This window comes from Synechococcus sp. CBW1002 (genome assembly GCF_015840915.1).
In the GTDB taxonomy this organism is placed as follows: domain Bacteria; phylum Cyanobacteriota; class Cyanobacteriia; order PCC-6307; family Cyanobiaceae; genus CBW1002.
Genome location: NZ_CP060398.1, coordinates 2,532,641 through 2,558,477 on the forward strand (window position 1 = coordinate 2,532,641; position 25,837 = coordinate 2,558,477).

General features: G+C 66.2%; 27 protein-coding genes and 1 pseudogene. 13 read left to right on the plus strand and 15 right to left on the minus strand.

Annotation, left to right across the window (positions count from 1 at the left end):
* Positions 1-967 precede the first annotated feature (967 nt).
* The 4 genes from arsJ to H8F24_RS12525 form a co-directional block, all read right to left on the minus strand.
* The gene (gene arsJ, locus H8F24_RS12510; protein ID WP_197169847.1) at positions 968-2,218 is read right to left on the minus strand and encodes an organoarsenical effux MFS transporter ArsJ; all 1,251 of its coding nucleotides are present in this window, start codon (positions 2,216-2,218) and stop codon (positions 968-970) included.
* Positions 2,218-3,243, minus strand: coding sequence for an ArsJ-associated glyceraldehyde-3-phosphate dehydrogenase (locus H8F24_RS12515; protein ID WP_197169848.1), 1,026 nt, complete (start codon positions 3,241-3,243; stop codon positions 2,218-2,220). The genes arsJ and H8F24_RS12515 overlap by 1 nt, the downstream gene beginning before the upstream one ends.
* 79 nt (positions 3,244-3,322) lie before the next feature.
* A complete protein-coding gene (locus H8F24_RS12520; RefSeq protein WP_197169849.1) occupies positions 3,323-3,526 on the minus strand; it encodes a hypothetical protein in 204 nt (67 codons plus the stop codon).
* A 35-nt stretch (positions 3,527-3,561) separates the two neighbouring features.
* A complete protein-coding gene (locus tag H8F24_RS12525) occupies positions 3,562-6,237 on the minus strand; it encodes an HAD-IC family P-type ATPase (RefSeq protein WP_197169850.1) in 2,676 nt (891 codons plus the stop codon).
* Between the two features lie 194 nt (positions 6,238-6,431).
* Between H8F24_RS12525 and H8F24_RS20220 the strand changes: the two genes are divergently transcribed.
* A complete protein-coding gene (locus H8F24_RS20220; RefSeq protein ID WP_370594828.1) occupies positions 6,432-6,824 on the plus strand; it encodes a cation:proton antiporter in 393 nt (130 codons plus the stop codon).
* Positions 6,825-6,944: 120 nt separating this feature from the next.
* Positions 6,945-7,133, plus strand: a complete 189-nt coding sequence (locus tag H8F24_RS12535; RefSeq protein ID WP_197154160.1) for a hypothetical protein — start codon at positions 6,945-6,947, stop codon at positions 7,131-7,133.
* On the opposite strand, the gene H8F24_RS12540 is transcribed toward H8F24_RS12535, so the two are convergent.
* The 3 genes from H8F24_RS12540 to H8F24_RS12550 all read right to left on the minus strand — a co-directional run bounded on the left by H8F24_RS12540 (position 7,111) and on the right by H8F24_RS12550 (position 8,532).
* Positions 7,111-7,515, minus strand: a complete 405-nt coding sequence (locus H8F24_RS12540; RefSeq protein ID WP_197169852.1) for a PPC domain-containing DNA-binding protein — start codon at positions 7,513-7,515, stop codon at positions 7,111-7,113. The two genes, H8F24_RS12535 and H8F24_RS12540, sit on opposite strands and share 23 nt — an antisense overlap.
* Complete coding sequence (locus H8F24_RS12545; protein WP_197154163.1) at positions 7,512-7,796, minus strand: hypothetical protein; 285 nt, start codon at positions 7,794-7,796, stop codon at positions 7,512-7,514. The genes H8F24_RS12540 and H8F24_RS12545 overlap by 4 nt, the downstream gene beginning before the upstream one ends.
* Positions 7,797-7,926: 130 nt before the next feature.
* A complete protein-coding gene (locus H8F24_RS12550; protein ID WP_197169853.1) occupies positions 7,927-8,532 on the minus strand; it encodes a HupE/UreJ family protein in 606 nt (201 codons plus the stop codon).
* Between the two features lie 161 nt (positions 8,533-8,693).
* On the opposite strand from H8F24_RS12550, the gene H8F24_RS12555 reads away from it, so the two are divergent.
* Complete coding sequence (locus H8F24_RS12555) at positions 8,694-8,960, plus strand: CDGSH iron-sulfur domain-containing protein (protein ID WP_197154167.1); 267 nt, start codon at positions 8,694-8,696, stop codon at positions 8,958-8,960.
* A complete protein-coding gene (locus tag H8F24_RS12560; RefSeq protein ID WP_231597805.1) occupies positions 8,957-9,337 on the plus strand; it encodes a VOC family protein in 381 nt (126 codons plus the stop codon). Before H8F24_RS12555 ends, H8F24_RS12560 begins: the two co-directional genes overlap by 4 nt.
* A 610-nt stretch (positions 9,338-9,947) precedes the next feature.
* On the opposite strand, the gene H8F24_RS12565 is transcribed toward H8F24_RS12560, so the two are convergent.
* The 4 genes from H8F24_RS12565 to H8F24_RS12580 all read right to left on the minus strand — a co-directional run bounded on the left by H8F24_RS12565 (position 9,948) and on the right by H8F24_RS12580 (position 14,339).
* Entirely contained in the window at positions 9,948-10,787 is an 840-nt protein-coding gene (locus H8F24_RS12565; protein WP_197169854.1) for a class II glutamine amidotransferase, read from the minus strand.
* The gene (locus H8F24_RS12570) at positions 10,780-11,925 is read right to left on the minus strand and encodes an HlyD family secretion protein (protein WP_197169855.1); all 1,146 of its coding nucleotides are present in this window, start codon (positions 11,923-11,925) and stop codon (positions 10,780-10,782) included. The genes H8F24_RS12565 and H8F24_RS12570 overlap by 8 nt, the downstream gene beginning before the upstream one ends.
* An 895-nt stretch (positions 11,926-12,820) precedes the next feature.
* Positions 12,821-13,534, minus strand: a complete 714-nt coding sequence (locus H8F24_RS12575; RefSeq protein WP_197154177.1) for a superoxide dismutase — start codon at positions 13,532-13,534, stop codon at positions 12,821-12,823.
* 100 nt (positions 13,535-13,634) lie between these two features.
* On the minus strand, positions 13,635-14,339 hold the full coding sequence (locus tag H8F24_RS12580) for an HD domain-containing protein (RefSeq protein ID WP_197154179.1): 705 nt from the start codon (positions 14,337-14,339) through the stop codon (positions 13,635-13,637).
* Between the two features lie 621 nt (positions 14,340-14,960).
* On the opposite strand from H8F24_RS12580, the gene H8F24_RS12585 reads away from it, so the two are divergent.
* The 3 genes from H8F24_RS12585 (at position 14,961) to H8F24_RS12595 (ending at position 16,847) form a co-directional block, all read left to right on the plus strand.
* Positions 14,961-15,632 carry a methyltransferase domain-containing protein gene (locus H8F24_RS12585; protein WP_197154181.1) on the plus strand — a complete coding sequence of 224 codons (672 nt, stop codon included), beginning with the start codon at positions 14,961-14,963 and terminating at the stop codon, positions 15,630-15,632.
* Positions 15,626-16,162, plus strand: coding sequence for an isoprenylcysteine carboxylmethyltransferase family protein (locus H8F24_RS12590; protein WP_197154183.1), 537 nt, complete (start codon positions 15,626-15,628; stop codon positions 16,160-16,162). The genes H8F24_RS12585 and H8F24_RS12590 overlap by 7 nt, the downstream gene beginning before the upstream one ends.
* Positions 16,163-16,346: 184 nt before the next feature.
* Positions 16,347-16,847, plus strand: a complete 501-nt coding sequence (locus H8F24_RS12595) for a linear amide C-N hydrolase (protein ID WP_231597806.1) — start codon at positions 16,347-16,349, stop codon at positions 16,845-16,847.
* A 678-nt stretch (positions 16,848-17,525) separates the two neighbouring features.
* Here the strand turns inward: H8F24_RS12595 and H8F24_RS12600 are convergent.
* Positions 17,526-19,019 (minus strand): IS66 family transposase, encoded by a 1,494-nt coding sequence (locus H8F24_RS12600; RefSeq protein WP_197169856.1) that lies wholly within the window; start codon positions 19,017-19,019, stop codon positions 17,526-17,528.
* A gap of 76 nt (positions 19,020-19,095) precedes the next feature.
* Here H8F24_RS12600 and H8F24_RS12605 point away from each other — a divergent pair, with 76 nt between their 5' ends.
* Positions 19,096-19,257 carry a hypothetical protein gene (locus H8F24_RS12605; protein ID WP_197169857.1) on the plus strand — a complete coding sequence of 54 codons (162 nt, stop codon included), beginning with the start codon at positions 19,096-19,098 and terminating at the stop codon, positions 19,255-19,257.
* 452 nt (positions 19,258-19,709) lie between these two features.
* On the plus strand, positions 19,710-20,921 hold the full coding sequence (locus H8F24_RS19500; protein WP_231597807.1) for an SHOCT domain-containing protein: 1,212 nt from the start codon (positions 19,710-19,712) through the stop codon (positions 20,919-20,921).
* Positions 20,922-20,961: 40 nt separating this feature from the next.
* On the opposite strand, the gene H8F24_RS12615 is transcribed toward H8F24_RS19500, so the two are convergent.
* Positions 20,962-21,666, minus strand: coding sequence for a peroxiredoxin-like family protein (locus H8F24_RS12615; RefSeq protein ID WP_197159183.1), 705 nt, complete (start codon positions 21,664-21,666; stop codon positions 20,962-20,964).
* A gap of 320 nt (positions 21,667-21,986) precedes the next feature.
* Here H8F24_RS12615 and H8F24_RS12620 point away from each other — a divergent pair.
* The 4 genes and pseudogenes from H8F24_RS12620 to H8F24_RS12635 all read left to right on the plus strand — a co-directional run bounded on the left by H8F24_RS12620 (position 21,987) and on the right by H8F24_RS12635 (position 24,547).
* Positions 21,987-23,301 (plus strand): annotated as a pseudogene (locus H8F24_RS12620) (cytochrome P450).
* 3 nt (positions 23,302-23,304) lie between these two features.
* Positions 23,305-23,958 (plus strand): class I SAM-dependent methyltransferase, encoded by a 654-nt coding sequence (locus H8F24_RS12625; protein WP_197154187.1) that lies wholly within the window; start codon positions 23,305-23,307, stop codon positions 23,956-23,958.
* Between the two features lie 96 nt (positions 23,959-24,054).
* The gene (locus H8F24_RS12630) at positions 24,055-24,324 is read left to right on the plus strand and encodes a high light inducible protein (RefSeq protein WP_197169858.1); all 270 of its coding nucleotides are present in this window, start codon (positions 24,055-24,057) and stop codon (positions 24,322-24,324) included.
* Between the two features lie 16 nt (positions 24,325-24,340).
* Positions 24,341-24,547 (plus strand): hypothetical protein, encoded by a 207-nt coding sequence (locus tag H8F24_RS12635; RefSeq protein ID WP_231597808.1) that lies wholly within the window; start codon positions 24,341-24,343, stop codon positions 24,545-24,547.
* 96 nt (positions 24,548-24,643) lie between these two features.
* Here H8F24_RS12635 and H8F24_RS12640 read toward each other — a convergent pair whose 3' ends face one another.
* On the minus strand, positions 24,644-25,027 hold the full coding sequence (locus H8F24_RS12640; protein ID WP_197169859.1) for a hypothetical protein: 384 nt from the start codon (positions 25,025-25,027) through the stop codon (positions 24,644-24,646).
* A gap of 101 nt (positions 25,028-25,128) precedes the next feature.
* Positions 25,129-25,800, minus strand: coding sequence for a TetR/AcrR family transcriptional regulator (locus tag H8F24_RS12645; RefSeq protein ID WP_304623194.1), 672 nt, complete (start codon positions 25,798-25,800; stop codon positions 25,129-25,131).
* Between the last annotated feature and the right edge of the window lie 37 nt (positions 25,801-25,837).

Sequence of the window (25,837 nt, forward strand, 5' to 3'; positions counted from 1 at the left end):
TCACCAGGGGCGGGTTGAGCTCGATCTCCGTTGGCGGCCGTGGCGCCGCGTTCGATGTCCCTGTGAAACCGCGGGGGCGGTCCCCGCACCACCGTGGGCCTGCCCAACAGCCGCCGGCTGCGGCCGGGCCAGCTCGATGCCCTCAAGCAATCGCTGCTGGGAGTGCTTCGCCAGGATCTGTTGGCAGCCGGCTCCGCAGGGGAGCAGCTGTGGGATCACCCACGGCCTGGTGAGCCGCCTGCTTGTGGATGGCTCCCTCTCTGCACGCCCCGCTGGCCTGCTGGCACTGATCGAAACCCCGGAGGCGCTGAAGGGTTACCTGCTGCGCGCCCAGGGCCAGGACGATGCCAAACGCCGGGCCCAGCGCTGCATCACGGCCGTGCAGGAGGCGGCACGACTGGCCGCTGGGCGGGGCCTGGCTCTCCTGACAGGGCCAAGGCAGGTGTCCGCAGGGCCGGTCCCCCGTATCCGCACGCACCCGCCAGAACGACTGGGCAGGCCAAGGAGGGAGCCGGAAAGAAGGAGATCCCCCGCAGGCGAGAGACTGAAAAACAGCTGATCTGAAAACGATCACGGCTGCGGGCTTTGTTGTGGGGATCGAGCGAGTTCAGAGCACCCCACCCAGCCGGATCAGGGCACCCACCACCACCAAGCCGATCGCCAGGGCAGTGATGCCACGGATGTGCCAGGCCAGGCGATCCTCAGATGCCGGCCATCATGCAGCAGGTGAGGGGCCCAGCAGCCCGAATGGGCTGGGCCGAATGGCTGAGCACACGTATCGGTGCGACGCGAAAAACGCCTCGATCCAGTCATGGTGGCGCTTCTGCACAATTCGATCGGCGATCGTCGCGGCCGCATCAGGGATGGAGAAGCGCATGCGGAAGCCCTTGGTAAGGGCTTCCAGCAGTGGACAGGAAAACTGGCGAAAGATGCCTCACAGCGGATGCAAACAACTCCTGGTCCGGGTTCATGCCGGCTGCAGCTGACGTGGTGGTGTGGGCAGACGCGTGCCGGAGAGGAAGGCCAGCGCCACCAGCAGGCACGAAGCCCACAGGCAGGCCTGCAGCCCGCCGACCAGGAAAAGAGCGCCCGAGAGCAGGGTGCCCACGAGGCGGCCGGCGGCATTGGCCATGTAATAGAAGCCCACATTCAGGCTCACATCTTCGGCTTCGGTGTAGGCCAGAATCATGTAGCTGTGGATCGAGGAATTCATGGCGAACACCACCCCGAATGCCGCCAGTCCCACCACCACGGCGATGCCGGGATTGCCCACTTGCCGCCAGAGGCTGATGGCGATCAGGCCCGGGATGGCGGTGAGCACCGCACTCCAGAACTGCACCGCAGACACACCGGGTGGCGCGCTCTTTCCCCAGCTGCGGCGCAGGGCCGGCACCAATCCCTGCACGATCCCGTAGCCGATCACCCACAGGCCCATGAAGCCGCCCACCTCCCAGTATTGCCAGCCCAGGGCGGCCTGCAGGAACACCGGCAGGGCCACCACGAACCACACATCCCGGGCACCGAACAGGAAGAAGCGCGCCAGCGAGAGCATGTTGATGCCTGTGGATTTCGAGAACAGCTCGGTGAAGGCGGGTTTCTCCTTCATGCGGCCGATGTCTCCGGGCAGCACCAGCGTCATCAGAAAGGCCAGGAACAGAGCGGCAGCCATGGTGCCCACGGCGGCGTTGAAACCGATGCTGGTGAGCAACACCCCGCCCAGGAAGAAGCCCACCCCCTTGAGGGCGTTCTTGGAGCCGGTGAGGATCGCCACCCACTGGAACAACTGGGTCTCGCCGCGGCTGTGGTCGTCGGGGGTCTCGGGCACCACCGTCTTGATGGCGCTCTTGGCGCTCATCTTGTTGAGGTCCTTGGCGATGCCACTGATCGCCTGGGCCACCATCACGTAGGCCACGCTCCACCAGCGGGGCCAGCTGTCGGCCACCGGGATCAGCATCAGCAGGGCACCCACCTGCAGCAACGTGCCCGCCCAGAGGGTGAGCCGCAGCCCGAAGCGGGCCCCCAGCCAGCCGCCGTAGAGGTTGGTGACGATGCCGAAGAATTCGTAGAACAGAAACAGAAAGGCGATCTCCAGGGTGGTGTAACCCAGCTGGTGGAAGTGGAACACCACGAGCATGCGGAGGGCACCGTCGGTGAGGGTGAAGGCCCAGTAGTTGGCCGTCACGATGCCGTACTGCTGCAGGGCGGTGAGGTTGCGCATCAGCCTGCCTCCCGGGCAATCACGTGGCAGGCAAGATCGGCCATGCGGCAGCTGTACCCCCACTCGTTGTCGTACCAGGCGTATACCTTCAGCTGGGTGCCGTTCACCACCAGGGTGGAGAGAGCATCCACGATCGAACTGCGGCTGTCATTGAGGAAATCGCTGGACACCAGCGGCCGGCTCTCGTAGCCGAGGATGCCCTGCAGGGGACCGTTGGCGGCGGCCTCAAAGGCGCCGTTCACCTCCTCAGCCGTGGCGATGCGCTCCAGCTCGAACACAGCGTCGGTGATCGAGGCATTGAGCAAAGGCACCCGGATGGCGTGGCCGTTGAGGCGGCCCTGGAGGTCGGGAAAGATCAGGCCGATCGCCCGGGCCGAGCCGGTGCTGGTGGGGATCAGGTTCTGGAGACAGGATCGGGCGCGGCGCAGATCGCTGTTGAAACCGTCTATCACCACCTGGGTGTTGGTCACATCGTGCAGGGTGGTGATCGAGCCGTGGCGGATGCCGAAGCGCTCGTGCACCACCTTCACCACCGGCGCCAGGCAGTTGGTTGTGCAGGAGGCGGCGGTGATCAGCCGGTGGCGTGTGGGGTCGTAGAGGTGGTGGTTGATGCCGAAGACGATGTTGAGCGCTTCGGCACCAGTGATTTCGCCTTTGACGGGACAGGCCACCACCACGCGTCTGAGGCCCACCTGGTCGAAATAGGGCTGCAGCGTCTCCGGTGTCTTGATCTTGCCGCTGCACTCCAGCACCATCTCCACGCCTGCTTCGCGCCAGGGAACGGCGGTGGGGTCCTTCTCCTGGGTGTAACGCACCTCCCGGCCGCCCACGAGGAACCCCGAGGTGTTGCCCTGCACCGTCTGCTGCCAGCGGCCGTGCACGGAATCGAAGGCGAGCAGGTGGGCGGCGGTGTGGGCATCGCCGCCGCTGTCGTTGACGTGCACCAGCTCGATGCCGGGCCGCCCCCAGAGGGCGCGGAACACCAGGCGGCCGATGCGGCCGAAGCCGTTGATGCCGATGTTCATGGCTGCAGCAGCCCGCTTCAGGGCACAGGGTTCGCGCCAACCTTAGATCAACTAGTATTGATGGATCTTGTGTTGCAGGTCACATGCCTCCCGCCACGGCCCGAAGGTCGATGGTCCCAGGATCGCTGGGCCGCCACTTGCGCAGCCCCTCTCCGCTGATCAGGCCAGGGATCTCCTCAGGGCCAGGGCGATCGCCAACCGCAACCAGCGCCTGTTTCCCTATCGGCCAGGCTGAAACGCGGCGGCAGAGGTGGGCGGTGCGCAGCACCAGTGATGTGTCCATGCACCCCCCGCCACTGGCCGAGCGGGAGTTGGCGCTCACCTGCCATCGGTGGGATCGAGCCGCTCTCCCAGCCAGGCCACCGGCAGCATCAGCAGCATCGGCAGGGCGCACACTCCCAGCTGCTCCAGGTTGAGGGGTGCGGTGCCGAAGAAGCGGTTCATCTCCGCCGTCTGGCTGAAGATCCACTGCACCGCCACCGTGCCACTGATGCCCAGCAGCACCGCCGGTGCCCGGGTGAAAGCACGCCAGCCCAGCCGCGGCAGGGAAATCAGAGCGGTGCGCAACTGGCTGATGCTCACCAGATACACCAGATGGGCCAGCACCAGTCCTTGTACCGCCATGGTGCGGGACAGGGCCAGATCCCCCAGTCGCTGCTCGCTCCAGAAGAACAGCCCGAAAATCACCGCCCAGTTGAACAGCGACACCAGCAGCACCCGGCGGATCAGGCCGCCGGTGAGCAGGGGCTGCTCCGGCGGCCGGGGCGGCTGCTGCATCAGCCAGGGGGCGACCGGCTCGAACGCCAGGGCGATCGACATGGTGAGCGAGCAGATCATGTTGAGCCAGAGCACCTGCAGGGCCGTAACGGGCAGGGGAGTACCCAGCACCGCTCCCAGCAGGATCGTCATCGAGGCGCCGCCGTTCACCGGCAGCACGAAGGCCAGGGTCTTGCGCAGGTTGAGGTACACCGTGCGGCCCTCTTCCACCGCCGCCTCGATGGTGGCGAAGTTGTCGTCGGTGAGCAGCATGTCGGCGGCCTGGCGCGCCACTTCGGTGCCGCCCTGCCCCATGGCGATGCCGATGTCGGCCTGCTTGAGGGCGGGCGCGTCGTTGACGCCGTCGCCGGTCATCGCCACCACCTCCCCGTTGGCCTGCAGGGCCTGCACCAGCTGCAACTTCTGGGCCGGCGCCACCCGGGCAAACACATCCACGTGATCCACCAGCTCCGCGATCGCATCGGGGCTCAGTTCCGCCAGCTGGCGGCCATCGACCGCCTCTGCACCCGCCCCCCCATCAGACGGTCTGCCGATGCCCATCTGGCGGGCGATGGCCCGGGCGGTTTCCAGGTGATCGCCGGTGATCATCTTCACCGTGATGCCCGCCGCCTGGCAGGCCGCCACCGCCCGGGTCGCCTCTGGTCGTGGTGGATCGAGCATCCCCTGCAGACCGAGAAAGTCGAGATCAGCCGCCACATGGTGGTGCTCCAGCTGCTGCTGGAAGACCTCGGCCTGCGCGATCGAAAAGGCCAGCACCCGCTCGCCCCGGGTCGCCATCGCCGCCACCGCGGCTTCGATCGCCGCTCGGTCGAGCGGCTGCGGCCGGCCCTGGGCATCCAGCTGCCGGCTGCAGCGATCCAGGATGGCTTCCACCGAGCCCTTGAGCAGGATCCGCTCGCTGCCGTGCAGCGTGGCCATGAACTGATGTTCGGAAGCAAAAGGAATGGCATCGCGGCGGGGATGGCGCTCCAGAGCCTCCTGGCGGTCGATTCCAGCCGCATCAGCGGCCACCAGCAGGGCCGTTTCAGTGGGATCGCCCACCAGCCCCTCACGGTTGCTGGGTCGGGCGTCGTTGCAGAGCAGGCCGGCCAGCAGGGTTTCCTGCAGGGCCGCATTCGATGTCCCGGACAGGCCATTCCCAGGCCAGAGATCCTCGATCGCCACCAGTTGGCCGCCGCCGTAGAGGTGTTGCACCGTCATCCGGTTCTGGGTGAGGGTGCCGGTCTTGTCGGAGCAGATGACGGTGGTGCTGCCCAGGGTTTCCACGGCCGGCAGCTTGCGGATGATGGCCTGCCGCCTGGCCATGCGATTCACGCCGATGGCCAGGGTGATCGTCACGATCGCCGGCAACTCTTCCGGGATCGCGCCCACCGCCAGGGCCACGGCCCCATCGAACATCTCATCGGCGCCGCGCCCTCGCGCCAGCCCCACCAGAAACGTGAGCCCGGCCAGCACCAGAATCACCTGCAGCAAGCGGCGACTGAAGCGGCCGAACTTGCGGGTGAGCGGGGTGGTGAGATCCACCTGCTCCTGCAGGGAGCTGGAGATGCTCCCCACCTCGGTGTCATCCCCGGTGGCCACCACCAGCCCCAGGCCCTGACCCTTCGTCACGAAGCTGCCCGCATAGGCCATGCCGATGCGCTCGGCCAGGGGGGCGGACGCCTCCACGGCGGTGGTGCCCTTGTGCACCGGAAGCGATTCCCCGGTGAGGGCCGATTCATCGGTCTGCAGGTGGCGCCCCTCCAGCAACCGCAGGTCGGCCGGCACCCGCGCCCCAGCCTCCAGCTGCACCAGATCGCCCGGTACGAGCTGCTCCGAGGCCAGGCGCTGGCGCGTGCCACCGCGCACCACCTCCACCTCGGTGCGCACCGATCGCGCCAGGGCGGCGATGGCGTTCTCGGCCCTGCTCTCCTGCACGAAGCCGATCACGGCATTGATCACCGTGACGCTCCAGATCACCAGGGCATCGCGGGGGTGACCCAGCAGCGCCTTCACCGCCCCTACCACCAGCAGGGTGATCAGCAGGGGATTGTTGAACTGGAGCAGAAACTTCAGCCAGCCGGGCTTGCCGCCGCGGATCGTGAGCGTATTGGTGCCATGGGCATGCAGCCGCCGCTTGGCTTCCGCCTCGCTCAGGCCGGAGCTGCCATCGCTCTGCAAGGCCGCCACCACATCGGCCGCTGGCCGGGCGTGGGCTGGTGCGGGCAAGGGCTGCATGGGGCGGCTCAGTGCTTGGGATCAAGCCCTAGCGCATTTCCCAGCGCCTGAGCCCGCTCAACACATCAGAGGGGTTGGATGGTGACGTCACTGAGCCCCACAACCAATGGGCCCCAGAGCTGATTCCCCGCAGGACCTTCAGCACCGTGTTTCACGAGCTGGCCGCGATCCTGGTGCTTGCCGGTGTGATCGGTGTGCTGGCCTTGAAGCTGCGCCAGCCACTGATCATCAGTTACATCGCCACCGGCATCGTCGCAGGGCCCGCGGTGCTCGGCTGGGCCTCCGGAGGCAGGGAGCTCAAGTTGCTCTCCAGCATCGGGATCTCAGTGCTGCTGTTTGTGGTAGGCCTCAAGCTCGGGTTTGATCCGCTCCGTGGGCCCGGTGGCCTTGGCCACGGGCCTCGGCCTTGGCTCTGCACCCTCAGAAGGGATGCCAGAGGCGGACGGCATTGTGAGCGACCAGGACGGAAGCGGATCGGCCACGGGTTGGTGTTGTTGGTGTGTGGGTCTGTGAACCTTCACGGACTCGCTCCGCCCCTGGCGCCCTGCCCGAAGCCAAATGCTGCTGGGACATTGCCGCAGGTGTAGGCAGACAGTGAAGCGTTCTGCACCTTGATTCGTTCCGACTCAGGGTGCAGCGAGAGGCAGGATTGTCCATGACCCCTCCCCTTCCCCCAAACTGAATCACCTCTGCGTTGGCTCCAGCCCATGGCGGTGAACATGGAGAAGCTGGGCCGCTTTCTGCTGCGTGGCCTGCGCATCGGTGCCAGCACGGTGTCGATCGTGGAACTGCTGCGCAACGACTGGACCGGCGGCATCAGCGCCGGCGTGGCCTGGCTCGTCTTCCTGCAGGTGGAGCGGCGGCTGCCGCCCCTCAGTCCGAACTCCGAAGAATGACCTGCAGCTCAGCGTGGCCGGTGGCCGGATCCAGTTCCCGCCGAAAGTCCCACTCCGGCAGGAGCCCCAGCACCACCTCCGCGGTGGTGCGCACCAGCGAGCCAACGCAGAGGTGACTGCCGATCACCACTCCGCTGCAATCAGCGAGCGTGATGTGCAGGTGGGCGCCATCGCTTGAGAGCGTGCCGGCCAGGCTGAGGATCTCCAGATCGCAGCGGATCGTCGTGGCTTCGGCCGCTCCCGCGAAGCGCAGCTGCGCCACCGTCAGGCTGCCGATGGCGCTGATCACACAGCCCGCCTTCGTCTCCTGCTCACCCATCCAGGCTTCCAAGGCAGCGCGCAAGTCGTCTCCGGGCTGCAGCCGCAGCGGCACCACCCTCACGGCCGCGGCTCCTCCACCAGCTGCTGAACCATCATCGGGGCACCCACGTACCCGAGTCGCTGGTGGCGGAATGCCCCCGGCAGGGTGCTCACCACCAGGCTGAACCGCATCGCCCGGAGGCCCAGCCGCCGGGCCGCCTGATGCGAGGGCTGGCAGAGGCGGCTGCCGATGCCCTGCCTGCGGCGGTGCCCGGCCACCACGGAATGTGGCCTCAGGTCGATCGCCGGGTCATGGGGGAAGGTGTCTCCAGAGCGGAAGACCGGCTCCAGCAGCACCGACATTGCCGGACAGTGGGCCGGCTCGCAGGGCCGGATCTGCAGTGGCGTTGTGGGCGCGACCAGCGGCGAGGGGGATCGGGGGGATGGTGGTGATTCTCTTCCCCCCATCGGGCGAAGCCTCTCCGCTTCCGGCTCAGCGCATCAGCATCCCGATTGGCCCCAGGGCTGCCACCCCACCGCAGAGCGCGAGCAGCAGGGCCACCCCTCGGGTCCAGGCCAGGGGCAGGCGCCGCAACAGCAGGAGGCTGCCGCCGCTCACCAGCACCGAACCTGCAAAGGCCCCCAGCCACCAGAGAGCGGCAGACGCGTCGACCGGGGCCTCCAGGCCGTGGAGCATGGCGTGAACAGCCACCGCTGAGGCCACCAGGGCGGCGCAGGCACCCAACTGGGGGCTCTGCTGCGAGCGGAGGCATCGCAGCACCAGCACTGCCACGGCGCTGATCGCCAGGGCTGCCAGGAACTCCTGGCCCGGCAACGTGCCGCCCATCGCCCCGAATACGGCGCCGCCCACCGCACCAGCCAGGGCCCAGAGCAACAGCTGGGAGGAGATGCAGGAGGCGGCGGCTCCCACACCGATCAGCAGCAGCAGGTGATCGGCGCCGCTGATGGGGTGCAGGAAGCCCGCAGCGATGCCGCCGTGGGCGATGCCATGGGCCTGAGCGGGTTGATCGAGCAGCAGCGCCAGGGCTGCGGCACCGCCGAACAGGGCCAGGGTTCTGGCCGAGAAGGTCTGGGTCATCGAGAGGTCCGGTCCGCGCCGGAGATGCAGGGGTTGGGCACGGCGAGCGTGGCGGATTGAGCTGGTGCCCCGTATCCAGCCACACCAGCAGGATCGCCCCTGCTGACCAAGGATGCAGCTGCTCCAGACTGGGCTCAGGCCTCAATGGGAGAGCGGAACCGATGCCTGAGCCCACTGCCGCCACCCCAGGGCCGGAACCGCTGGAACTGCCCGCCGGGGTGCATCAGCTGTGCGGTTGTGGTCGCAGCCGTCAGGGCTGGTTCTGCGATGGCGCCCATCTGGGAACAGGCCGGGTGTCCTACGAGCTGCGCCTGAGCGAGGCGGCCACGATGCTGCTGTGCCGCTGCGGCCGTTCGCACCGCTATCCCCTCTGCGACGGCCGCCATACCGCCCAGCCCCGCGGGCCCTGGTGGCGGCCATGGCGATGAGCGCCTCGATCGTGCTGGCCGCCGATGATCCGGCTGGCCTGGCCCGCTTCTACGGCGCACTGCTGCAGGTGGAGCCGCAGCCGGGGCTGAGTGCCACCCACTGGCGGGTGGCCTGGCCGGCCGGAGGTTGGCTGGAGATCTACGCGCCATCGCGCAGCCGTCCCCAGCCGCAGCAGCTGGCACGGCTGGCTCTGTGCCTGCAACGCCAGTCGGATGGCACAGGCGCCGTTGCCATGCTCAACACCTGGATCACCGCGGTGCTGGGCCTGGGCGCCTCGCTGCAGGAACCGCCACGCCTGGAACCCTTTGGCGCAGAAGCCTGGCTGCTGGATCCGGAGGGCAACCGGTTGCTGTTGCTGGTGATGCCAGCAGCGTGAAGTCCCCTTCATGAAGCCCCATTGCCCTTGGTGAAGAGCGGTTTCGTTCGCGCTCCAGCTCTTGTCCTGAGCCGCCAGCCGTCCGATCGTGACTGCATCGACACCCGGGAGGCTCCAGCACATGGAAGACACCCCACCTGAGCAACCGTCAGGAGTGCGCTGACGATCCGGCCCCTGCTCCAACACTCTCAACGGATGACTGACGTTCCTGGCGTGTCGCGGCTGTTTTGCTGAAACAACCCTGGCGCCGTCCATTGCACCGCCTCAGGTGCCCCGGACCCAACGGAACGTCCCGATCGACCCCTGGCCCCAGGTGCCAGCGCCCGCAGCTCCGACCACAACTGAAAACACCCTGATCTGACAACGATCACGGCGATTGCCAAGCAAAAAACTCGCGCAGCTGCGCCCCACCCCCTCGGGTCGGCACCACGGCTGAGCAGACAAAAGCCCGGGGCCCAGGCTCCGGGCTTTGTTGTGCGGCAGAAGGCTCCAACGCCGCCGCTCCACCAGACCCCGCTGCAGCCGGAAGCAGGAGGCTTCAGCAAGGCTCACGGAGCTGGGTCTCCCAGTTGACTCGGGCGAGGGATAGGCGGCCTGCATCCGGTTCACTTCAGGGGACTTCGTGCGCTGGTGCTGGTTGGGAACGCGCCGGGATTGGGACTGGCCTGACCCCATGACGGCTGCGGTGAATCACCTGCCCCCCGCAAAAGAGCAGCGATTCACCGGCCTGGAACGGTTGCCAGTGCTCGTCGGTGGTGAGCGGCTCGGTACTGAGGATGGTCACCACATCGTTTGCGGTGGTGACTGCGGAGAAATCCACCTGCAACGGCAGATCAGCCAGGGTGGCCTTGCAGAAGGGGGCCCGGCGTGTGAGCCAGTGCAGCTTGCTGGTGGCGGTGGCAAACAGCCACTGGCCGTTGCTGATCAGGGCATTGAAGGTGCCCCGCTCCGCCAGTTGGGCAGCGCAATGGTGCAGCTGATCAAACAGCGCGCCAGGATTCTGCGGATTCACCCCAGCTTGTTCCAGCTGCTCGAGAATCCAGCAGAAGGCCGTTTCACTGTCGGTGCTGCCGAATGGCCGGTGGTGATCCCCCAGAGGAATGGCGCCCTGGAGGTCGCCGTTGTGGGCAAACACCCAGGTCTGCCCGCCCCAGCAGCGGGAGAAGGGATGGCAGTTCTCCAGCGCCACCACGCCGCGGGTGGCTTTGCGGATATGGGCGATGCTCACCAGCGCCTTGGGTGAGCGCTCCGCCAGCTGATCGGCGAGGACGGAAAAGGCCGCTGGAGCCTCCTCCCGCAGCAGGGTGAGGCCATGGCCACCGGGGGTGAAGCTGGCCAGCCCCCAGCCATCGGCGTGCTCGCCGGTCGCACCACCGCGGCGACTGAGGCCCCGAAAGGAAAACCCCATGTCGGTGGGCGTGTTGGCGTTGAGGGCGAGCAGCTCACACATGAAGGACCGCGCAGGGGGGAGGGGGTTGCAGCGTCACCTCGTAATACCCACCAGGGATGGGGGCCGGCTGTGCCGTGCCGTTTCGGCCCGCCTCAGGATCAGCTGAACCAGGCAGGCTGGCTTCCGGCGCGATCGACACCACCCTCGCCTTGAGCGTGCCGTAGTCGGGATAGGGGCAGCCGGTGATGCGCAGGTCGGCTCGCTGATCCACTTCCACCTTGGTGATGTTCTCGGAGGGCACCAGCACCTTCACCAGCAGACCGGCCTGGCTGGGGGAAATGCGGGCCAGCTCCTCGCCGGCAGCCAGCATCTGGCCGGGATTGCGCAGTTTGAGTGAGAACAGCACCCCCGGTACCGGTGCGGTGAGCGACGTCTGGGCCAGATCCCGAGCAATCTGGCTCTTGTCGGCGCTGTTGGTGACCAGCTCCCTCTTCAGCTGCGCCTGATCACTGCTGTTACGGGAGCGCTGCTCCGCCACCGCCTGCCTGGCTTTGGCCAGCTGGGCGAGGGCCACGTTGTAGCTCTCCTCCTTCTCCTCCAGTTGGGTGACGGTGATGGAGCCGGTGCCGCCCAGCTGCTGGAAGCGGCGATATTCGGCTTCCGCAAAGCGCAGCCCTGCCTCGGATTTCTCCACTTCCAGCTCGGCCGCCTGCAGGGCCGCCAGCCCCTGGTTCACCAGTGCCTGGCTCTGCTGGGCCAGGGCCCTTCGGCTCTGGCTGAGCTGCTGCTGCTTGCCCTCCAGATCTGTGGGATCGAGCAACGCCAACACCTGGCCGGTTTGCACCCGCTCGTTGGGCTGCACCAGCACCCGACGCACCCGCGCAGCAAAGGGGGCGTTGATCACGCTGGTTTCACCGCTGGGCCGCACCACACCGCTACCGCGCACCACAACCCGGTAGGGCCAGACGGCCATCAAGGCCACACCGGCAGCGAAACTGCCCAGCATGACCAGGCCGGCACTGTGCACCCAGGGCCGCACCGAAGGCAGAAACTCCTCGCTGGTGGTCTGCCGCAGCACCAGGCCAGCATCCAGCGGCCGCGACGCCAGGCCGCCGCGGCGTGTGGCCACAACCGGCAACTCCGGCACGGGCGTTGTTCCAGGCAGGGGTGACTCCGGCAGTTTCAAGGGTTCGCTCATGCCGGCAAGAGGTCGGAAGCCAGGGTTTCTGTGTGGATCAGATCCGAGGTCGGGTCCTGCAATGTCACATGGGCCTGTGGCTGACCATGATCGTGGTGAAGCCGGCACGGTGCCCCAGCCAGCCGCTCCATCCTGGCGGCAGAGCCACCCAGGGCTCGTCGTCGGCGCTGGGACTTCCACCGTGCCATCGAACACCTTGAAGAGGCGGTGAACCACCACCTGGGTGGTGAACGACTTGTTGGCACAAGCAATCAGAGCCCTGAGGAAGCCCGGGATGTTGCCGCTGAAGCCATGGAAGGCGAGCCGCTGGCCGATGCCCGGCGGCCTGTCGATCACGCATGTCCTGCCATCCCTGAGCAACACCATCCCTAGCTGGAGGCTGGTGAGAAGCTGCCTCGGGTGAACCCGCTCATGCTGACGCCCTGCCGCGCCGGCGTCGGGCAAACCAACGGTGATCGTCAGGGGGATGGGTCCCAGCCGGATTCCATCTGAGCGTTGTTCGAAGCGGTGGCGACGTTCGACGCTCGCAGACTGGTCCGATGACGACCTTCAACTGGCTCTCACCAGCAAGTCGATGGGGCAGGTCCATCTCCTCCGTCTGGGTCTGGCTTTGCTCTCAGATGCAGGCTCGCTCACACTGACAAGCGGTGTGCTGGTTCGGAATCCAGTTCCAGACAGCTGCTTGATCAGCATGGTCAACGCCGGCCTCGACGCGTTCACGCGGGCCGCAGCGCTGGGGATGCCCCGAGGGGTGAGCATCAAGGTGGTGTCGCCCTGGCCGCGAACTGGCCGAGACCCAGCAGCCCATGGGACGCTGCCATGGTGCCGACCGCCCGCAGATTGCCGGTCATGAATGTGAGGTCGTGGAGGCCTGGAAACGTGCCTGGAGGCAGGGTCACAGGCCGGCTGCCGATACTTCTTCGTAGCGGCGGTTCACCTCAGACCAGTTCAGCCGCGACCACCAGGCCTTGATGTAGTCGGGCCGGCGGTTCTGATAGTGGAGGTAGTAGGCGTGCTCCCACACATCCAGCCCCAGCAACGGTGTTCCCTGTTCGATGCCGGGCAGATCCATCAACGGGTTGTCCTGGTTCGGGGTGCTGGTGATCGCCAGGCGGCCATCGGGCCTGCGGATCAACCAGGCCCAGCCCGAGCCGAAGCGCCCTGCTGCCGCCTGGTTGAACTGGGCCTGCATGGTCTCCAGCGACCCGAAACCGGCCTGGATCGCTGTCAGCAGCTGCTCGGATGGCTCTCCTCCCTGGCCCTCCGGTGCCATCACGGCCCAGAACAGGCTGTGGTTCCAGTGCCCACCGCCGTTGTTGCGCACCGCCTCGGGAAAGCGCGAGATCTGCCCCTGCAGCTCATCCAGGCTGAGGTTGGCCAGAGCCGGATTGGCCTTGATCTGCGCGTTCAGGTTGGTCACATATCCGGCGTGATGGCGGTCGTGGTGGATGGTCATGGTGGTCGCGTCGATCGCCGGCTCCAGGGCATCCACGGGATAGGGGAGCGACGGCAGTGAGAACGCAGCCCAGGCAGGGGCCACGAATCCCAGCAGCAGGAGAAGTGGTGTCAGGCAGGCCAGCAGGGCCTGGCCCAGGAACTGAGGGAGCATGGAATTCGAGACGTGTCTGGCGAGGCGGTCAGCCTGACGGATTTGGCGTAGGCCCTTCCGGAAGGAAATCGCCATAGTCGGGAGTTGGCTGCTCTCCGGTTCAGGAATCCGACGCCGGAATGGGTGCCGTTGGCTCCAAGGATGGCCGTTTCACCCTTTCCTCATACCCCGCTGCCCACACCGCCGGGGCAATGCCGGCCGGCACCAGCCGTCGGTAGGCCTCGCTGGCCAGGATCTCCTTCACCGCTTCCCCGAGCAGTTCATTGGAGCGGCTGCCGGGCAGGCGGTGGCTCAGGGTCTGGTGGATCCGCAGCAGATACCAGGCACTGCCATCGAGGCCGGCATTGAAACGTTCCCAGCTGTGGGGATCGAGGCGGGCATCGAGCACCATGTCGCGGGCGTTGTGGGCCTTGTCGGCCGCCGTCACCCGCAGGGAGCCATCGCTCTTGTGCTCCAGGCCCGCCACATAGCGGGTCTTGCGCAAGAGCCAGGGTTCCTTTGGGGCACCTTGCGCCACTGGCCACTGGGTGTCGGTGCAGTCGCGCACGATCCCGGCCACCTCCTCGCCAAAGCGCTCGGCGATCGAGCCGTGGGTCTGGCCCGCGTCTTCGATCGCGTCGTGCAGCAGGCCGGCGATCGCCTCGTTTTCGCTGCCCCCGTCTTCCCAGACCAGGCTGCTCACCGCGATCAGGTGGGAGATGTAGGGCACCCCCTTGCCTTTACGGGTCTGGTTGCGGTGCAGCTGCGCGGCCCAGAGCAGGGCCTCGTCGTAGCGCTCGCTGTGGGCTGGGGGTTGATGCGTCATGGGTGGATCCGGATGGGTGGATCCGGTGCTGATGGGTTGTGACGCAGTGGCATCAATCGGCTGCCTGGCTGAGGCGCTCCAGTCGCTCACTCAGGAAGGCGTGGCTACAGGCCACCGCCGTGGCCAGGTTCTGCTCCTCGCTGAGGCCGGAGCTGCGGGTGGGCTTGAAGCTGTGGTCGCCACCTCTTCCGGGCGGCCGAACGTGTCGCGCTCCCCCTGCAGGATCAGGGTGGGGGGTTGCAGATCGGCCAGGAGCACGGTGGCTGCCGCCACGTCGGGACCGTCAATCAACTGCGGTGCGGTGCCAGGGGCCTCGTTGTTCATCCATCCATCCTGGCGGTGCCTCTCGCACTGCCAGGAGACCCGATTCTTCAGAACGCCGGGATCGTCTGTCGGAGCCGAGCTGGACTGGCCCATCCCCTGCTCAGGCATCAACCCCCAGGGCCCCACCTGAGCCACAGCCACGCCTGCGGTGACGGAAGCGATCGCTCCGATACCGTCTCGCGATGGGGAACAGGAAACCCCTGCCCCCCAGCGAACCAGGGCGTGAGAAGGTCAAGGTACGGCAATGCCTCCATGCCCTTAACCGCATGCCGTGATTGGGCGAGGCAGACTTGAATCATGAGCATCCCCAGGCCGGCCCCCATCGCTGATCCGAGCCGCTGGGATCAGCGCTACCGAGAGGGCGGTGACGGCTGGGAACTGGGCCAGGCCGCCCCACCGCTGGCCCAGTTCCTGAGAACCCATCCGTTGGCGCCCCAGTCACCGGGCAGGGTGCTGGTGCCCGGCTGCGGCCGTGGCCATGAGGCCGCCCTGCTCGAAGACCTCGGTTTCGCCGCCATCGGCCTGGATTTCAGTGGCGAGGCCTTGCGCGAGGCCCGCAGGCTCCATGGCGAGGCCCGGGCCACGTTGCAGTGGCTGCAGGCCGATCTGTTCGACCAACAGGCCCTGACGGAGGCGGGCCTGGCTCCCGGCAGCCTCAGCGGGATCGTGGAGCACACCTGCTTCTGCGCCATCGATCCCGGCCTGCGGCAGGACTACATCGCCACCGTCTGCCGACTGCTGGCCCCTGGAGGCTGGCTGCTGGGCCTGTTCTGGTGCCACGGCCGGCAAGGCGGTCCTCCCTGGGGCAGTGACCCGCAGCTGGTGGAAGCGCTGCTGCGCCAGGCGGGCCTGGTGGCGGAAATCTGGCAGCCGGCCACTGGTTCGGTGGACAAGCGCAACGACGAATGGCTGGGCCTGTGGCGCCAGCCAGGCCAACCCCCTGCACCTGTAGAGATCGGATCATGCTGAGCCAACTGAACGAACGCATGCAGAAGTGGGGCTTCTCCTGGGAGGGGCTGCGGGACAACCGCCATGGGGAGTGGTGGGTCCTGGCGCAGATGAGCCTGATCGCCGCCCACTGGCTGCCACCAACGCCGGCCCCCTTGGACCTGGGGATTCACTGGCCTCTGATCCTGCGCCTGATCGGAGGGCTGATCGTCCTGATCGGCCTGATCATCGGCGGCCAGGGAGTCCTGAACCTCGGGGACAGTCTCAGTCCGCTGCCGGAGCCGATTGCCGGAGCGCCTCTGGTCACCGAGGGCGCTTACGGCCGTTGCCGCCATCCTCTCTACCAGTCGCTGCTGCTCTGTTCCCTGGGGGTGACCCTGGCCCTCGGCAGCCTGCTGCACCTGGGCCTGCTGCTGGCGCTGGCGACCGTGCTCAGCCTCAAGGCCCGGCGAGAAGAGCAGCGTCTGTGTTCCATGCACAGTGGCTACGCCGATTACATGACGTCCACCCCGGCGATTGTTCCCTTTCTGCCAGGTCTCGACTGGCGGTAGCCCATGGCTCTCATGGTTGGACATTGCGCTGAGAATGGTCATTGATGCAGTTTTGATGCAATGGGATCGCGCTCTGCTCTTCTCTGTTGGGCAGATCCCTCGATTCATGCGTTTCCTCTGTTGCATCGTGATTCTGATTGGTTCTGCCAATTCCTCCTGAGCTAATCAGGGAGAGCGTTGCCTGTTGACCCTGCAGGGAAACGATGGCGGTCGCCTTGATGGCCGCACGATGGAGTTCGGTCAGCCGCTGAACAGCAATGCGGTACTGATTCAGCGGGGGACGGCGATCCAGGGCAATGGTCCCGATGGCAAGTCCGGTGGTGGCCTGCAGTGGACCAGTCGCTATGGCGTGGTGGGACTGAATGCCCTGGGTCTGAAGGATGTCGTTCCTGATGGCATGAATGAAATGGGCCTGGCTGGTGGGCTTTTGTCTTTCGCAGGCTGCGCCAGATTTCAGAACCTGCCGCCGGGTCAGGCCACGATCATCCTGGAGTCGGATGGCAAGATCGTCAAGGTGCCGCGCTCCCTTTCGGTCGTCATCGATTCAGTCCAGGGCTCGGTCGTTCAAGGTTCCAATGTCTGGAAAGCGAAGACCGATAATCCCGGTTATGTCGAAGATGAGAGCGTGCTTCAGGCTTCCGAGCCGCTCATCGGTGTACTCTCGGCGGACGATAAGACACTGTGATTGGTGGAAGTCCATGACCATGGCATGATGGTCGCAAGGAGAATCGGTGGCGATAAACTCGATCTTACCTATCTTGAAGGCGCGTCCCATGCTGTTGCCTACTCGGCAATCTATCGGGCGCTGAAAGAAATCGCAGCCCGGTGATCGTCGCATGACTGTGCACTGCGAGTTGCTTGGCTTGCTGAAAGGCCCAGTGCTGCAAGGGTTCGGGGCGGACTGTGCGTACTGTTGATCAGAACCATGGGCGAGACCTGTCCAGGCTCCCAGCGCTTGCTCTGGACATCACTCAGGATCCCCATGGCGGCCAGCAGCGATCCAGGCCCTGCCAGCTCACACGTCGGATACGATCTGCTTTATCTCTGAGGCAGACCCTTTGGGTGCTGCTGCTGGTCAAGCAATCTGAAAGGGGGAGACATTATTCCCTGACGAGGAATCCAGTGCTGACCAAGCAAGCAGCAATCATGATTTCATCGCCAAGCTGGACGAAATCACCGGCACAGAAATTTCCAAGGATAAGCTAAGCCGTGGATACTGGACGTTCATGTCGCTGGATATCGGCACTCTCAAAGTCATAAAAAAGTCGTATCCGTTCAGGGGCCGTGACGCAGCAGCGCAGCATTCCACCCCTGATCGTTGATCAACGAGCAACCACAGACACCACGATCGATGACGGCCGGCTCAGGGATTCGGCAACAGCGATGGCATCTCACCGCCGCGATGATGGGCGATCAAGGCCTGCTCCAGGAACTGCCAGATATCACGGCCCTGTTGCCGCAGGCTGGTGGTGACCGTGAGCAACCTGCTGCGGCAGATTGCACCCTGGCGGGATTGGACGCCATGGCTGATCTTGCGCTGAATCACCGAATGGCGCAGGGCACGCTCGGCTGCGTTGTTGGTGGGCTCGATCCCTTCAATCTCCAGGAAGGTCCAGAGGCCATCGCTCACTTGCAGCAACTGATGGCAGGTACGCACCGTCTTGGCCCACGGCGTTCGCTCGCCGCGCTGGCAGCCCAGCTCCACAACCCGCTGCAGCGTGCCCACAAACGCCTGGCGGATCGGCCGACAGCCCTGCTGCAACGTGGACCAGTCGATCGTTCCGTCTTTGTAGCGGTGCCACTGGGCAAACAGCTGCTGCTGCAGGCCCAGCAGCTCCGCTCCAATCTCACCGCTGGCGCCCTGACGGTCAGCGATGGCGGTGAGATCGCGGATCACGTGCGCCCAGCACAGCTGGCGCTGCTCCAGCGGGAGATGGTTGTAGGCGGAGAAGCGATCGCTCACCACAATTCCGCCAAAGGCATTCCCGAGCAGGTCGATCGCGGCGGCAGCCGAGCGGCTCAGGCTCTGCAAGAACACTGTCACCCCCATGGCGGTCACCATGACCCACTCCCAGCCGCGCCGGCCATCGGGGTTGCCCCCATCGGCATTACCGGTGGGGGCACCGGTTTCATCGACATAGACCACCGACTGCTGACGGGCAAACGCAAGGGCCTCCTGCATGGGCTGCTCCAGTGCTGCACTCAAGCGCTGGCGGATAGTGGCCATCGCTCCCCGGCTGATCTGTACCCCCAGCAGCTGATCCAGCAGCGCCTGGGTCTTGCTGAAACTCAACGGGAAGGCACTACCCAGCAGACCCACCAGAGCACTGAGCCGGGGACCGTAATGGCTTACTTCCACCTCCGCCGGTAACGAGGCACAGGTGCTGGTGGTACAGCAGGGGCAGACCAGGCGGTGCAGCCGGTGCTCGATCACCAGAGGCGTGATCGGTGGAATCTCGATCACCTGGTGCCTCAAGGGCTCGGGATCCTGACCCTGTAGCAACGTGCCGCAGCGGCGGCAGGCCTGGGGGTGGTGCTCGACCACCTCATCCACCCGCTCGATCGGCAGCAGCTCCGGCCCAGATCCGGGATGGCCCGGCTGGCCGCCGCGCTTGCGGCCACTGCCCTTGCGTCGTTCGGGCGGCTTAAACCCCTGGCCATCACTGGAGGGAGGCTTGGAAGAATTGCGGGAGCTGCGGCCGATCCGCTCGCGCAGATGGGCCAGTTCGGTCGCCAGGGCGGTGAGCTGGACGCGGAGCTGCACCATCTCCTCCTGTTGAGCCAGGATGAACTCCCTGGCACCAGCTGGCCACGACAACCAGTCCACCTCGGAAATGCCAGCAGGAGGGGCGCCCATCTCAAGCAGTCTCTGCCTGAGATGCAAACGGGAATCAGGACGCCGTCAAGGGTTCAGCAGAGACGATGTTCGCCGCGTGCTGTCCCGACCCCTGAATGCTTACAAAAAGTCTTACGACTCCGGCGAAAAAGCAGTGTATGGCGAGGCCTATATTGGATCTGTTCAGCTTTATGACGGTACGATTGTCTCGCCAGAGCTCGACGCTGCCATCTATCAGTTGGTCACCATTGCCACCTGATCTTGCTGTTTCGGCTGTCGCGTCTCCCATCGGCACCCGGCTCCCGGGCAGGGTCTGTCCACCAGCACGCCGATGGCGACCATGAGGGCAAGACCAGCAGATGGCTGGACGCGCAGCCAGGGAGCAGCCGGCTGAGCCGCTCGGCAAGGAGCGGGGCCCTGGGATGCCTGCCCGATTGGATGGGATTCGCGGACCCTTCCGGGAGCCCCTCTGGCCCGGGGCATGAGCTGAAAGTCTTTCTGGTGCAGAGGTTCTCGCCGATATGTCAGTCAGTCAGCACCGGGTCAGGCTTGGCAGGGCCAAGCCGCTGGTTGCATAAGGTGATCTGACAGCCATTCCTGCCCCTGACACAACTCCCTGGCACTTCCCCCTGGCGATCCAGGGTTCTGGCAGCAGAGAGTTCTGGCACCAGAGGCTCGACCACTGAACATTGAGGCTCAAATAAGTTCACCATGGAACAAATCACCCAGGAAGGCGTCCAGGTCGCCCGGGGACTCGGCGAGCGTCACGGCTTCAGCGATGCCGCCGTCGTCCACATGATGCAGGCCATGCTCCGCAGTCGTGGTGGCATGGCTCAGTTCAACCACCCCGAGTTCGGTGGCTCCGGTCAGTGGATGCCAGGTGGCATGTTGATGATCGGCGACATGTTCAACAACGCACTCAAGGCCCGGGTTGATGGCCTCTGCCGTGATGTGTCGGCGGCCATTGCGTCTCAACCCATAGCGGCGGCATCGGCAGCACCACTGTTCGTTCCCGACCCCCGCGAGTCCTGGTGGCCCGCCGAGCTTGGTGCCCCTTCAGCCACCGGTGAGCAGAACAGCGTACGCTATGCCGTCTTCCCCAGTGCGGGGCGGCTTGCGGTGGACGTCAACGGTCAGGTCAGCGTCTACGACACCGGCAGCCACCAGATCGCTGGTTTCTCCCAGCAGCAAGGTGGCGGTGGGATGGTGTTTTCCACCCCGGCTGGGAGCGTCAGTCTCAGCAGCTTCTCGCCCGCCGGCGGCTTCAGCCAGCAGCAGCAGAGCCACGCTGGCGGCCTTCAACAGCAGAGCAGCAGTGGCTCGGGCTCACAGCATCAGGCCGCGGTGATGGCTCCCATGCAGATGCAACCGATGAGCCCCATGCAACCCATGAGCCCCATGCAGCCCATGGGTTCCATGGAGCCGATGGCGATGATGCAGCAGCAGCCGAGCTGGTGGCCGGCTGAGCTCGGCGTTCCTGCTTCGAGCGGTGCCCAGAACGAGCTGCGCTACGCCGTGTTCCCCGCTGCAGGTCGGCTGGCGGTGGAGCACAGCGGCCACTGCAGGGTGTTTGATGTGGGCGGCCAGGCGATCCGCGGCGTCTCCCTTCAGAGCGGCACCGGTGATCTGATCCTCTCCACACCGGAGGGCGATCGGCCCCTGTCCCAGTTCCCGGAGATCAGCCTGGCAAGCGAACTGGCCCCCGAAGGCCCGGCGCAGACCACCGCCACTGCCGCGACGGACCCCAACACCACCGCCGCGACTGCCCCCGCCAACGTCACCGCCCCTGCCGCGACCGCGACAACCGGCGGCTCTGATGATCCCTACGCTGCCCTGGAGCGCCTCGGGGATCTCAAGGCCAAGGGAATCCTCACCGAAGAGGAATTCAGCAGCAAGAAGGCCGAGTTGCTGGCACGGCTCTGATCCCTCGCAGGGGATGAACCGCCTCGGGCCGCGCAGGATCTCACGGCTGCTGAGGTTCTCCGCCTGATGGCGTGAGGAAAGGATCCAGGAAGCTGAGCGGCCTGGCCATGGTTGCCGAGAAGCCAAGGATGCCGCGATCCCGGTAGCTGTAGAGCAGGGTGTCGTCGGCCTCCAGCAGGAAGGTGCCGCCCCTCTGGGTCAGGTGGTCGTCGGAGGGCACGTAGGTGCGCCAGTGGCCCAGCACTTCGGTCATGTTGCGCAGGCGCACCGTGGCCAGCTCGAAGGGTCGCTGGAATCCCGTTCCACCAGCTCTGGCAAAGAACGACCCCTTGATCGGCGGCAAAAGACCTGCCCGGATCGTCTCGTCGTCGGCGATCCGCTGGGGAGCTCCTCGATCGCCCGTGTAGCCGCGCAGCACCTCGGCCAGGGTGCCGGGCGAACCGATGCCGGCGCACATCAGCAGCAGGTTCGGCCAGGGCCCGCCGATCCCCCGTAAGCCCCCATAGAGCCCCAGGGCCCGATGCAGCTGGGGATCCGGATCGACCTGGAGTCGTTCGAGCGGAAACCCCGTGAAGGAGCAGAACCGCTGGCGGCTGTCCTCATGGCCGATGCCGATCGCCAGGACGGCGATGCCGGCAGACTCCAGCTGCGGCAGGGCCGCCACCACGGCCTGGGCGTATTCGAGGCTGTCGAAATCCCCCAGTTGGGGCAGCAGCAGCACCAGTCGGCGGTGTCCCCGTTCCATTCCGGCCACCCCCACCAGCCGCTCGAGCAGGGCAGCGGGTGCAGCCTCTCGCGCCTCGCTGCCAGCTGGAGCAGCGCCGACTGGATCAGGGCCAGCGGAATCGGTGGTGGAGGGATCAGGGCCGGGCAAGGTCACAGCGCAATCACGGAGTGACCATCGTGGCGCGTTCCTGACAGGCTTCCGTGCCAGCGATCAACCCCTGGTCTGCAGGCCCCGGCGTCGCGATGCCCTCTGCTGGCTGCCAGCCTGGGAACCACTGCGGATGACGCTGGTTGCCCCCCGATCCCGACACCCTTCGGCCCCTGCCCCGCACGCCAGCGGTGAGCGGAGTGCTGGAGACCCTGGCCTTCTTTCGCGACCCTGATTTCGCCCGCTCGAACTTCGAGCGCTATGGCGATGTCCACGAAACCACCCTGTTGGGGCAGCGCACCGTCTTCATCCGGGGGGACCGGGCGATCAGCGACCTGTTCGCCCAGAGCGAATCCATCGAGGGCTGGTGGCCGGACAGTGTGCGGCAGCTGCTGGGGCCCCTGTCGCTGGCCAACCGCAACGGGGCCGATCACAAGGCCCGCCGTCGGGTGGTGGGTCAGCTGTTCGCCTCCGCGGCCCTGAAGCGCTACAGCCCCGCGATCGTGGCGCTGGTCGATGCGCTCAGCCAGGAGCTGCTCAGCGCCGCAGCCCCCGTGGCCCTGGTGCCCAGGCTGCGGCGGTTTGCCTTCCATGTGATCGCCAGCACGGTGCTGGGGCTCGATCCGAACGATCGCGATGGCCTGTTCGTCGATTTCGAAACCTGGTGCCAGGGCCTCTTCTCTCTGCCGTTCGCCCTGCCCGGCAGCCCCTTCGCCCGGGCCCGCCAGGCCCGGCAGCGGCTTCTGCGGCGCCTGGGCGCGGTGCTCGACAAGGCGCAGGCCGCCGCTGCCTCCGGAGCGCCCCTCGCTGCCGGCGGACTCGATCTGCTGGCAGCGAGGTCTGGATGAGGCCGGCCTGCCCCTGGGCGACGACGACGTGGCGGAGCAGCTGCTCCTGCTGCTGTTCGCCGGCTACGAAACCACCGCCTCGGCGCTGAGTTGCCTGGTGCTGACCCTGCTGCAACATCCAGCGGAGCTGGCCTGGCTGCAGCAGGAGCTCGACAGCTTGCCCTGGCCCCCTCCACCGGGGGAGGCCACCACCGCCTACGACGCCCTTCGGGCCCCGCGGCTCGATGCGGTGGTGCAGGAGGTGATGCGGCTCACCCCGCCGGTGGGGGGCTTCTTTCGCCGGACCCGGCAGCCCATTGCCCTGGATGGGGTGCTGGTGCCGGCGGATCGGGTGGTGCAGGTGAGCATCGTCGCCAGCCATCGCCACGGCTCCGCCACGGAGGATCTGGAGGTCTTCCGGCCGCAGCGGCATCTGGCTGGAACCTGCACGGCCACCCTGCTGCCGTTTGGCGGTGGTGAGCGGGTATGCCTCGGCAAGGCGCTGGCGGAGCTGGAGATCCGGCTGCTGATCGTGGGGCTGCTGAAGCCGCTGACCTTGGCGCTGGAGCCGGATCAGAACCTGACGCTGGCGATCATCCCCAGCCCCTCGCCCAAGGACGGCCTGCTGGTCTGTCCGCGTCCCAGGGCCTGCAGTACCGATCCCGTTGGAGTGGAGTGAACCATGGCCAATCCCGTGCTGAGCGCGCAGGACCGCTGGAAACAGGATCGCTCCGATGACGGCCTGTTTTATGCCGAACCCCGCTTTGTGCACCATCTCGATGGGGCGTTTCGCAGCCGGCTCACGGCGCTCTACCAGGAGAGGATCCCGCCGGGGGCGGTGGTGCTGGATCTGATGAGCAGCTGGGTCAGCCATCTGCCCGAAACCCTGAGCGCCGTCGAGGTGATCGGTCATGGCCTCAATGCCAGGGAGCTGGAGGCCAACCCACGGCTGAGCCGCCATTGGGTGCAGAACCTCAACGTCGATCAGCGCCTGCCCCTGGAGTCAGGCAGCGTTGATGCGGCCCTGATCGTGGCCGGCTGGCAATACCTGCAGCAGCCCGAGCAGGTGGCGGCCGAACTGCTGCGGGTGGTGCGAGCCGGCGGCCAGCTGATCGTGTCCTTCTCGAACCGCATGTTCGCTCAGAAGGCCACGCGGATCTGGACCGATGGCGACGACCGGGACCATCTCGAGATCGTCGCCCGGGTGCTGGTGGCGCAGGGCTGGCCCATGCCGAAGCTGATCGCCGAAGCCACCCGGGCGGCAGGACCGCTGGGCTGGCTGGGCGGCAAGGGGGATCCGTTCTTTGCGGTGGTCGCCGAGAAGCCGAGCGCTTAGCGGCTTGTCGCTGATCGAGCAGACGCCCGCGAAACGGCAGATCGATGGGAACCCGTAATAATCTGTTACAGTTCTTTCATTCAGATCGCTCCACCCATGACCCAGGCCACTATCTCTGCTCCCAGCGCCCTTGATCGCGCCGCCATCCGCGGTGCCACTGTCACCACCGAAGACGGTGGTCGCCTCAATGCCTTCGCCACGGAACCCCGCATGGAAGTGGTGAGCGCCGAGCGCGGCTGGGGCTTCCACGAGCGCGCCGAAAAGCTGAATGGCCGTATGGCCATGCTCGGCTTCACCGCCCTGCTGGCCACCGAATTCGCCCTGGGAGGCGAAGCCTTCACCCGCGGCCTGCTGGGCATCGGTTGACGCTGAGCCGATTCGGTTGCCCAACCCCATCGCCATTGCCATGACTGAGTCTCTTTCCATCAACAGAGAGTTCTTTGTCGAGGCTCATTCACGAGCCATCGACAGCTGCACCGAACTTGAAGACCTCCGCAGGGTTTCCAAATCACTGCTGAGAGCTTGGCAGCTTCAGGCCATGTTCAGTGAGCAGTATGGGGCTGAATTGCTCGGTATCCCCAGGCCCTGAACATTCTGGGTCCGTCGCCACCATCGCTGGACAGATCCCTGTTGTTCGGCTCTCTCTTGAACACACAGGTCCAATCTCGGGCCTGAGGTCACGATTTCACACAGCCTCAGCATCGTCACCCGTGCCAGCGCCCATGGCCTGAGGCAGCCGCTCGCAGCTGTAGCGCTCCAGGTCTCCACGTCGTTGTGAGAACTCAGGCCGGTCGGGATCGAGCGCCTGCCACCACCAGCGCCCGTCGGTGTAACTGGGGGGACCGGCGTTATTGGTGCGTGGCAGCTGCAGGCTGACGCCCCGCCACCGGATCACGATGAACGCACCAGGCACAGTGCCGCCATTGCTGTTGGGGATGCCTGTGGCATCCACGGCTCCTTGAAAGACCTCCGCGCTGAGCGGATCACCTGCGCAGCTGAACTGTTCGGCGGCATGGGCGCCCGGCACGGCGAGCAACACCGCCAGGAGCAGGGCCAGAAGCTGAGTCACGGCACCGGTGCATTGATCGCCAGGATGACGCAATCCCCTTGCTGCTCGTGAGGTTGCCCTGGGCTTGAGCAACCGATGTGCCGAGGCGCTTGTCGCTCCATTCAGCACTCGTTGGCCACCCGATCGACCTCTGCTGTGCCCTCCGCCGTGGCCTCCCCACCGACCGACGCGCTCATCAGATGCACCAGCAGGTCGGCGAACTGATCCCGGTCGACGGGGGCAACCTCGCTGCCATGCAGGAGGTCTTGCATGAGGATCAGATGCACAAGGGCACCCATGAAGATGCGGGCGCGCAGGTCGGGCTGGCTGGTGGGCGTGGCAGAAAACAACTGCACCACCTGACCCACGCCGGTGCGTTCCAGCTGGCTCACGAAGGTCTTGGCCAGCTCGGGAAACCGCTCCGATTCGCCGATCACCAGGCGCAGGAAGGAGAGGAACTCCGGATGGGTATGGCGGCTGGCGAGGCAGCGGTTGGCCAGTTCGCGCAGGGCGGCGGCGGGCTCGGCGGGCAGGGCCTGCTGGGGTGAAGCGCCGAACAGGCTGGAGAGGCGATGGCCCACCATCTGCTCGGTGAGGGCACGGAAGAGGGTTTCTTTGTCTAGGAAATAGCTGTAGACGGTGGCCTTGGACACGGCTGCCGCTGCTGCGATCCGGTCCATGGAGGCGGCGGCATAGCCGTGGCGCAGGAACTCGCCGCGGGCCCCCTCGAGGATGGCGTCACGCTTGCGCAGGGAGCGCTGACGCCGGGCGGAACTGGCGGGAGGAGACGGCACCAATCCAGAACCAAAAACTGAACTAAACCGTATAGTA

Excerpts from the sequence above, each read along its gene's own strand:
- arsJ (WP_197169847.1), bottom strand. The coding sequence starts at position 2,218 with ATGCGCAACCTCACCGCCCTGCAGCAGTACGGCATCGTGACGGCCAAC.
- H8F24_RS12515 (WP_197169848.1), bottom strand. The coding sequence starts at position 3,243 with ATGAACATCGGCATCAACGGCTTCGGCCGCATCGGCCGCCTGGTGTTC.
- H8F24_RS12520 (WP_197169849.1), bottom strand. The coding sequence starts at position 3,526 with ATGGACACATCACTGGTGCTGCGCACCGCCCACCTCTGCCGCCGCGTT.
- H8F24_RS12525 (WP_197169850.1), bottom strand. The coding sequence starts at position 6,237 with ATGCAGCCCTTGCCCGCACCAGCCCACGCCCGGCCAGCGGCCGATGTG.
- H8F24_RS12535 (WP_197154160.1), top strand. The coding sequence starts at position 6,945 with ATGGCGGTGAACATGGAGAAGCTGGGCCGCTTTCTGCTGCGTGGCCTG.
- H8F24_RS12545 (WP_197154163.1), bottom strand. The coding sequence starts at position 7,796 with ATGTCGGTGCTGCTGGAGCCGGTCTTCCGCTCTGGAGACACCTTCCCC.
- H8F24_RS12550 (WP_197169853.1), bottom strand. The coding sequence starts at position 8,532 with ATGACCCAGACCTTCTCGGCCAGAACCCTGGCCCTGTTCGGCGGTGCC.
- H8F24_RS12555 (WP_197154167.1), top strand. The coding sequence starts at position 8,694 with ATGCCTGAGCCCACTGCCGCCACCCCAGGGCCGGAACCGCTGGAACTG.
- H8F24_RS12560 (WP_231597805.1), top strand. The coding sequence starts at position 8,957 with ATGAGCGCCTCGATCGTGCTGGCCGCCGATGATCCGGCTGGCCTGGCC.
- H8F24_RS12565 (WP_197169854.1), bottom strand. The coding sequence starts at position 10,787 with ATGTGTGAGCTGCTCGCCCTCAACGCCAACACGCCCACCGACATGGGG.
- H8F24_RS12570 (WP_197169855.1), bottom strand. The coding sequence starts at position 11,925 with ATGAGCGAACCCTTGAAACTGCCGGAGTCACCCCTGCCTGGAACAACG.
- H8F24_RS12575 (WP_197154177.1), bottom strand. The coding sequence starts at position 13,534 with ATGCTCCCTCAGTTCCTGGGCCAGGCCCTGCTGGCCTGCCTGACACCA.
- H8F24_RS12580 (WP_197154179.1), bottom strand. The coding sequence starts at position 14,339 with ATGACGCATCAACCCCCAGCCCACAGCGAGCGCTACGACGAGGCCCTG.
- H8F24_RS12585 (WP_197154181.1), top strand. The coding sequence starts at position 14,961 with ATGAGCATCCCCAGGCCGGCCCCCATCGCTGATCCGAGCCGCTGGGAT.
- H8F24_RS12590 (WP_197154183.1), top strand. The coding sequence starts at position 15,626 with ATGCTGAGCCAACTGAACGAACGCATGCAGAAGTGGGGCTTCTCCTGG.
- H8F24_RS12600 (WP_197169856.1), bottom strand. The coding sequence starts at position 19,019 with ATGGGCGCCCCTCCTGCTGGCATTTCCGAGGTGGACTGGTTGTCGTGG.
- H8F24_RS19500 (WP_231597807.1), top strand. The coding sequence starts at position 19,710 with ATGGAACAAATCACCCAGGAAGGCGTCCAGGTCGCCCGGGGACTCGGC.
- H8F24_RS12615 (WP_197159183.1), bottom strand. The coding sequence starts at position 21,666 with ATGGAACGGGGACACCGCCGACTGGTGCTGCTGCTGCCCCAACTGGGG.
- H8F24_RS12625 (WP_197154187.1), top strand. The coding sequence starts at position 23,305 with ATGGCCAATCCCGTGCTGAGCGCGCAGGACCGCTGGAAACAGGATCGC.
- H8F24_RS12630 (WP_197169858.1), top strand. The coding sequence starts at position 24,055 with ATGACCCAGGCCACTATCTCTGCTCCCAGCGCCCTTGATCGCGCCGCC.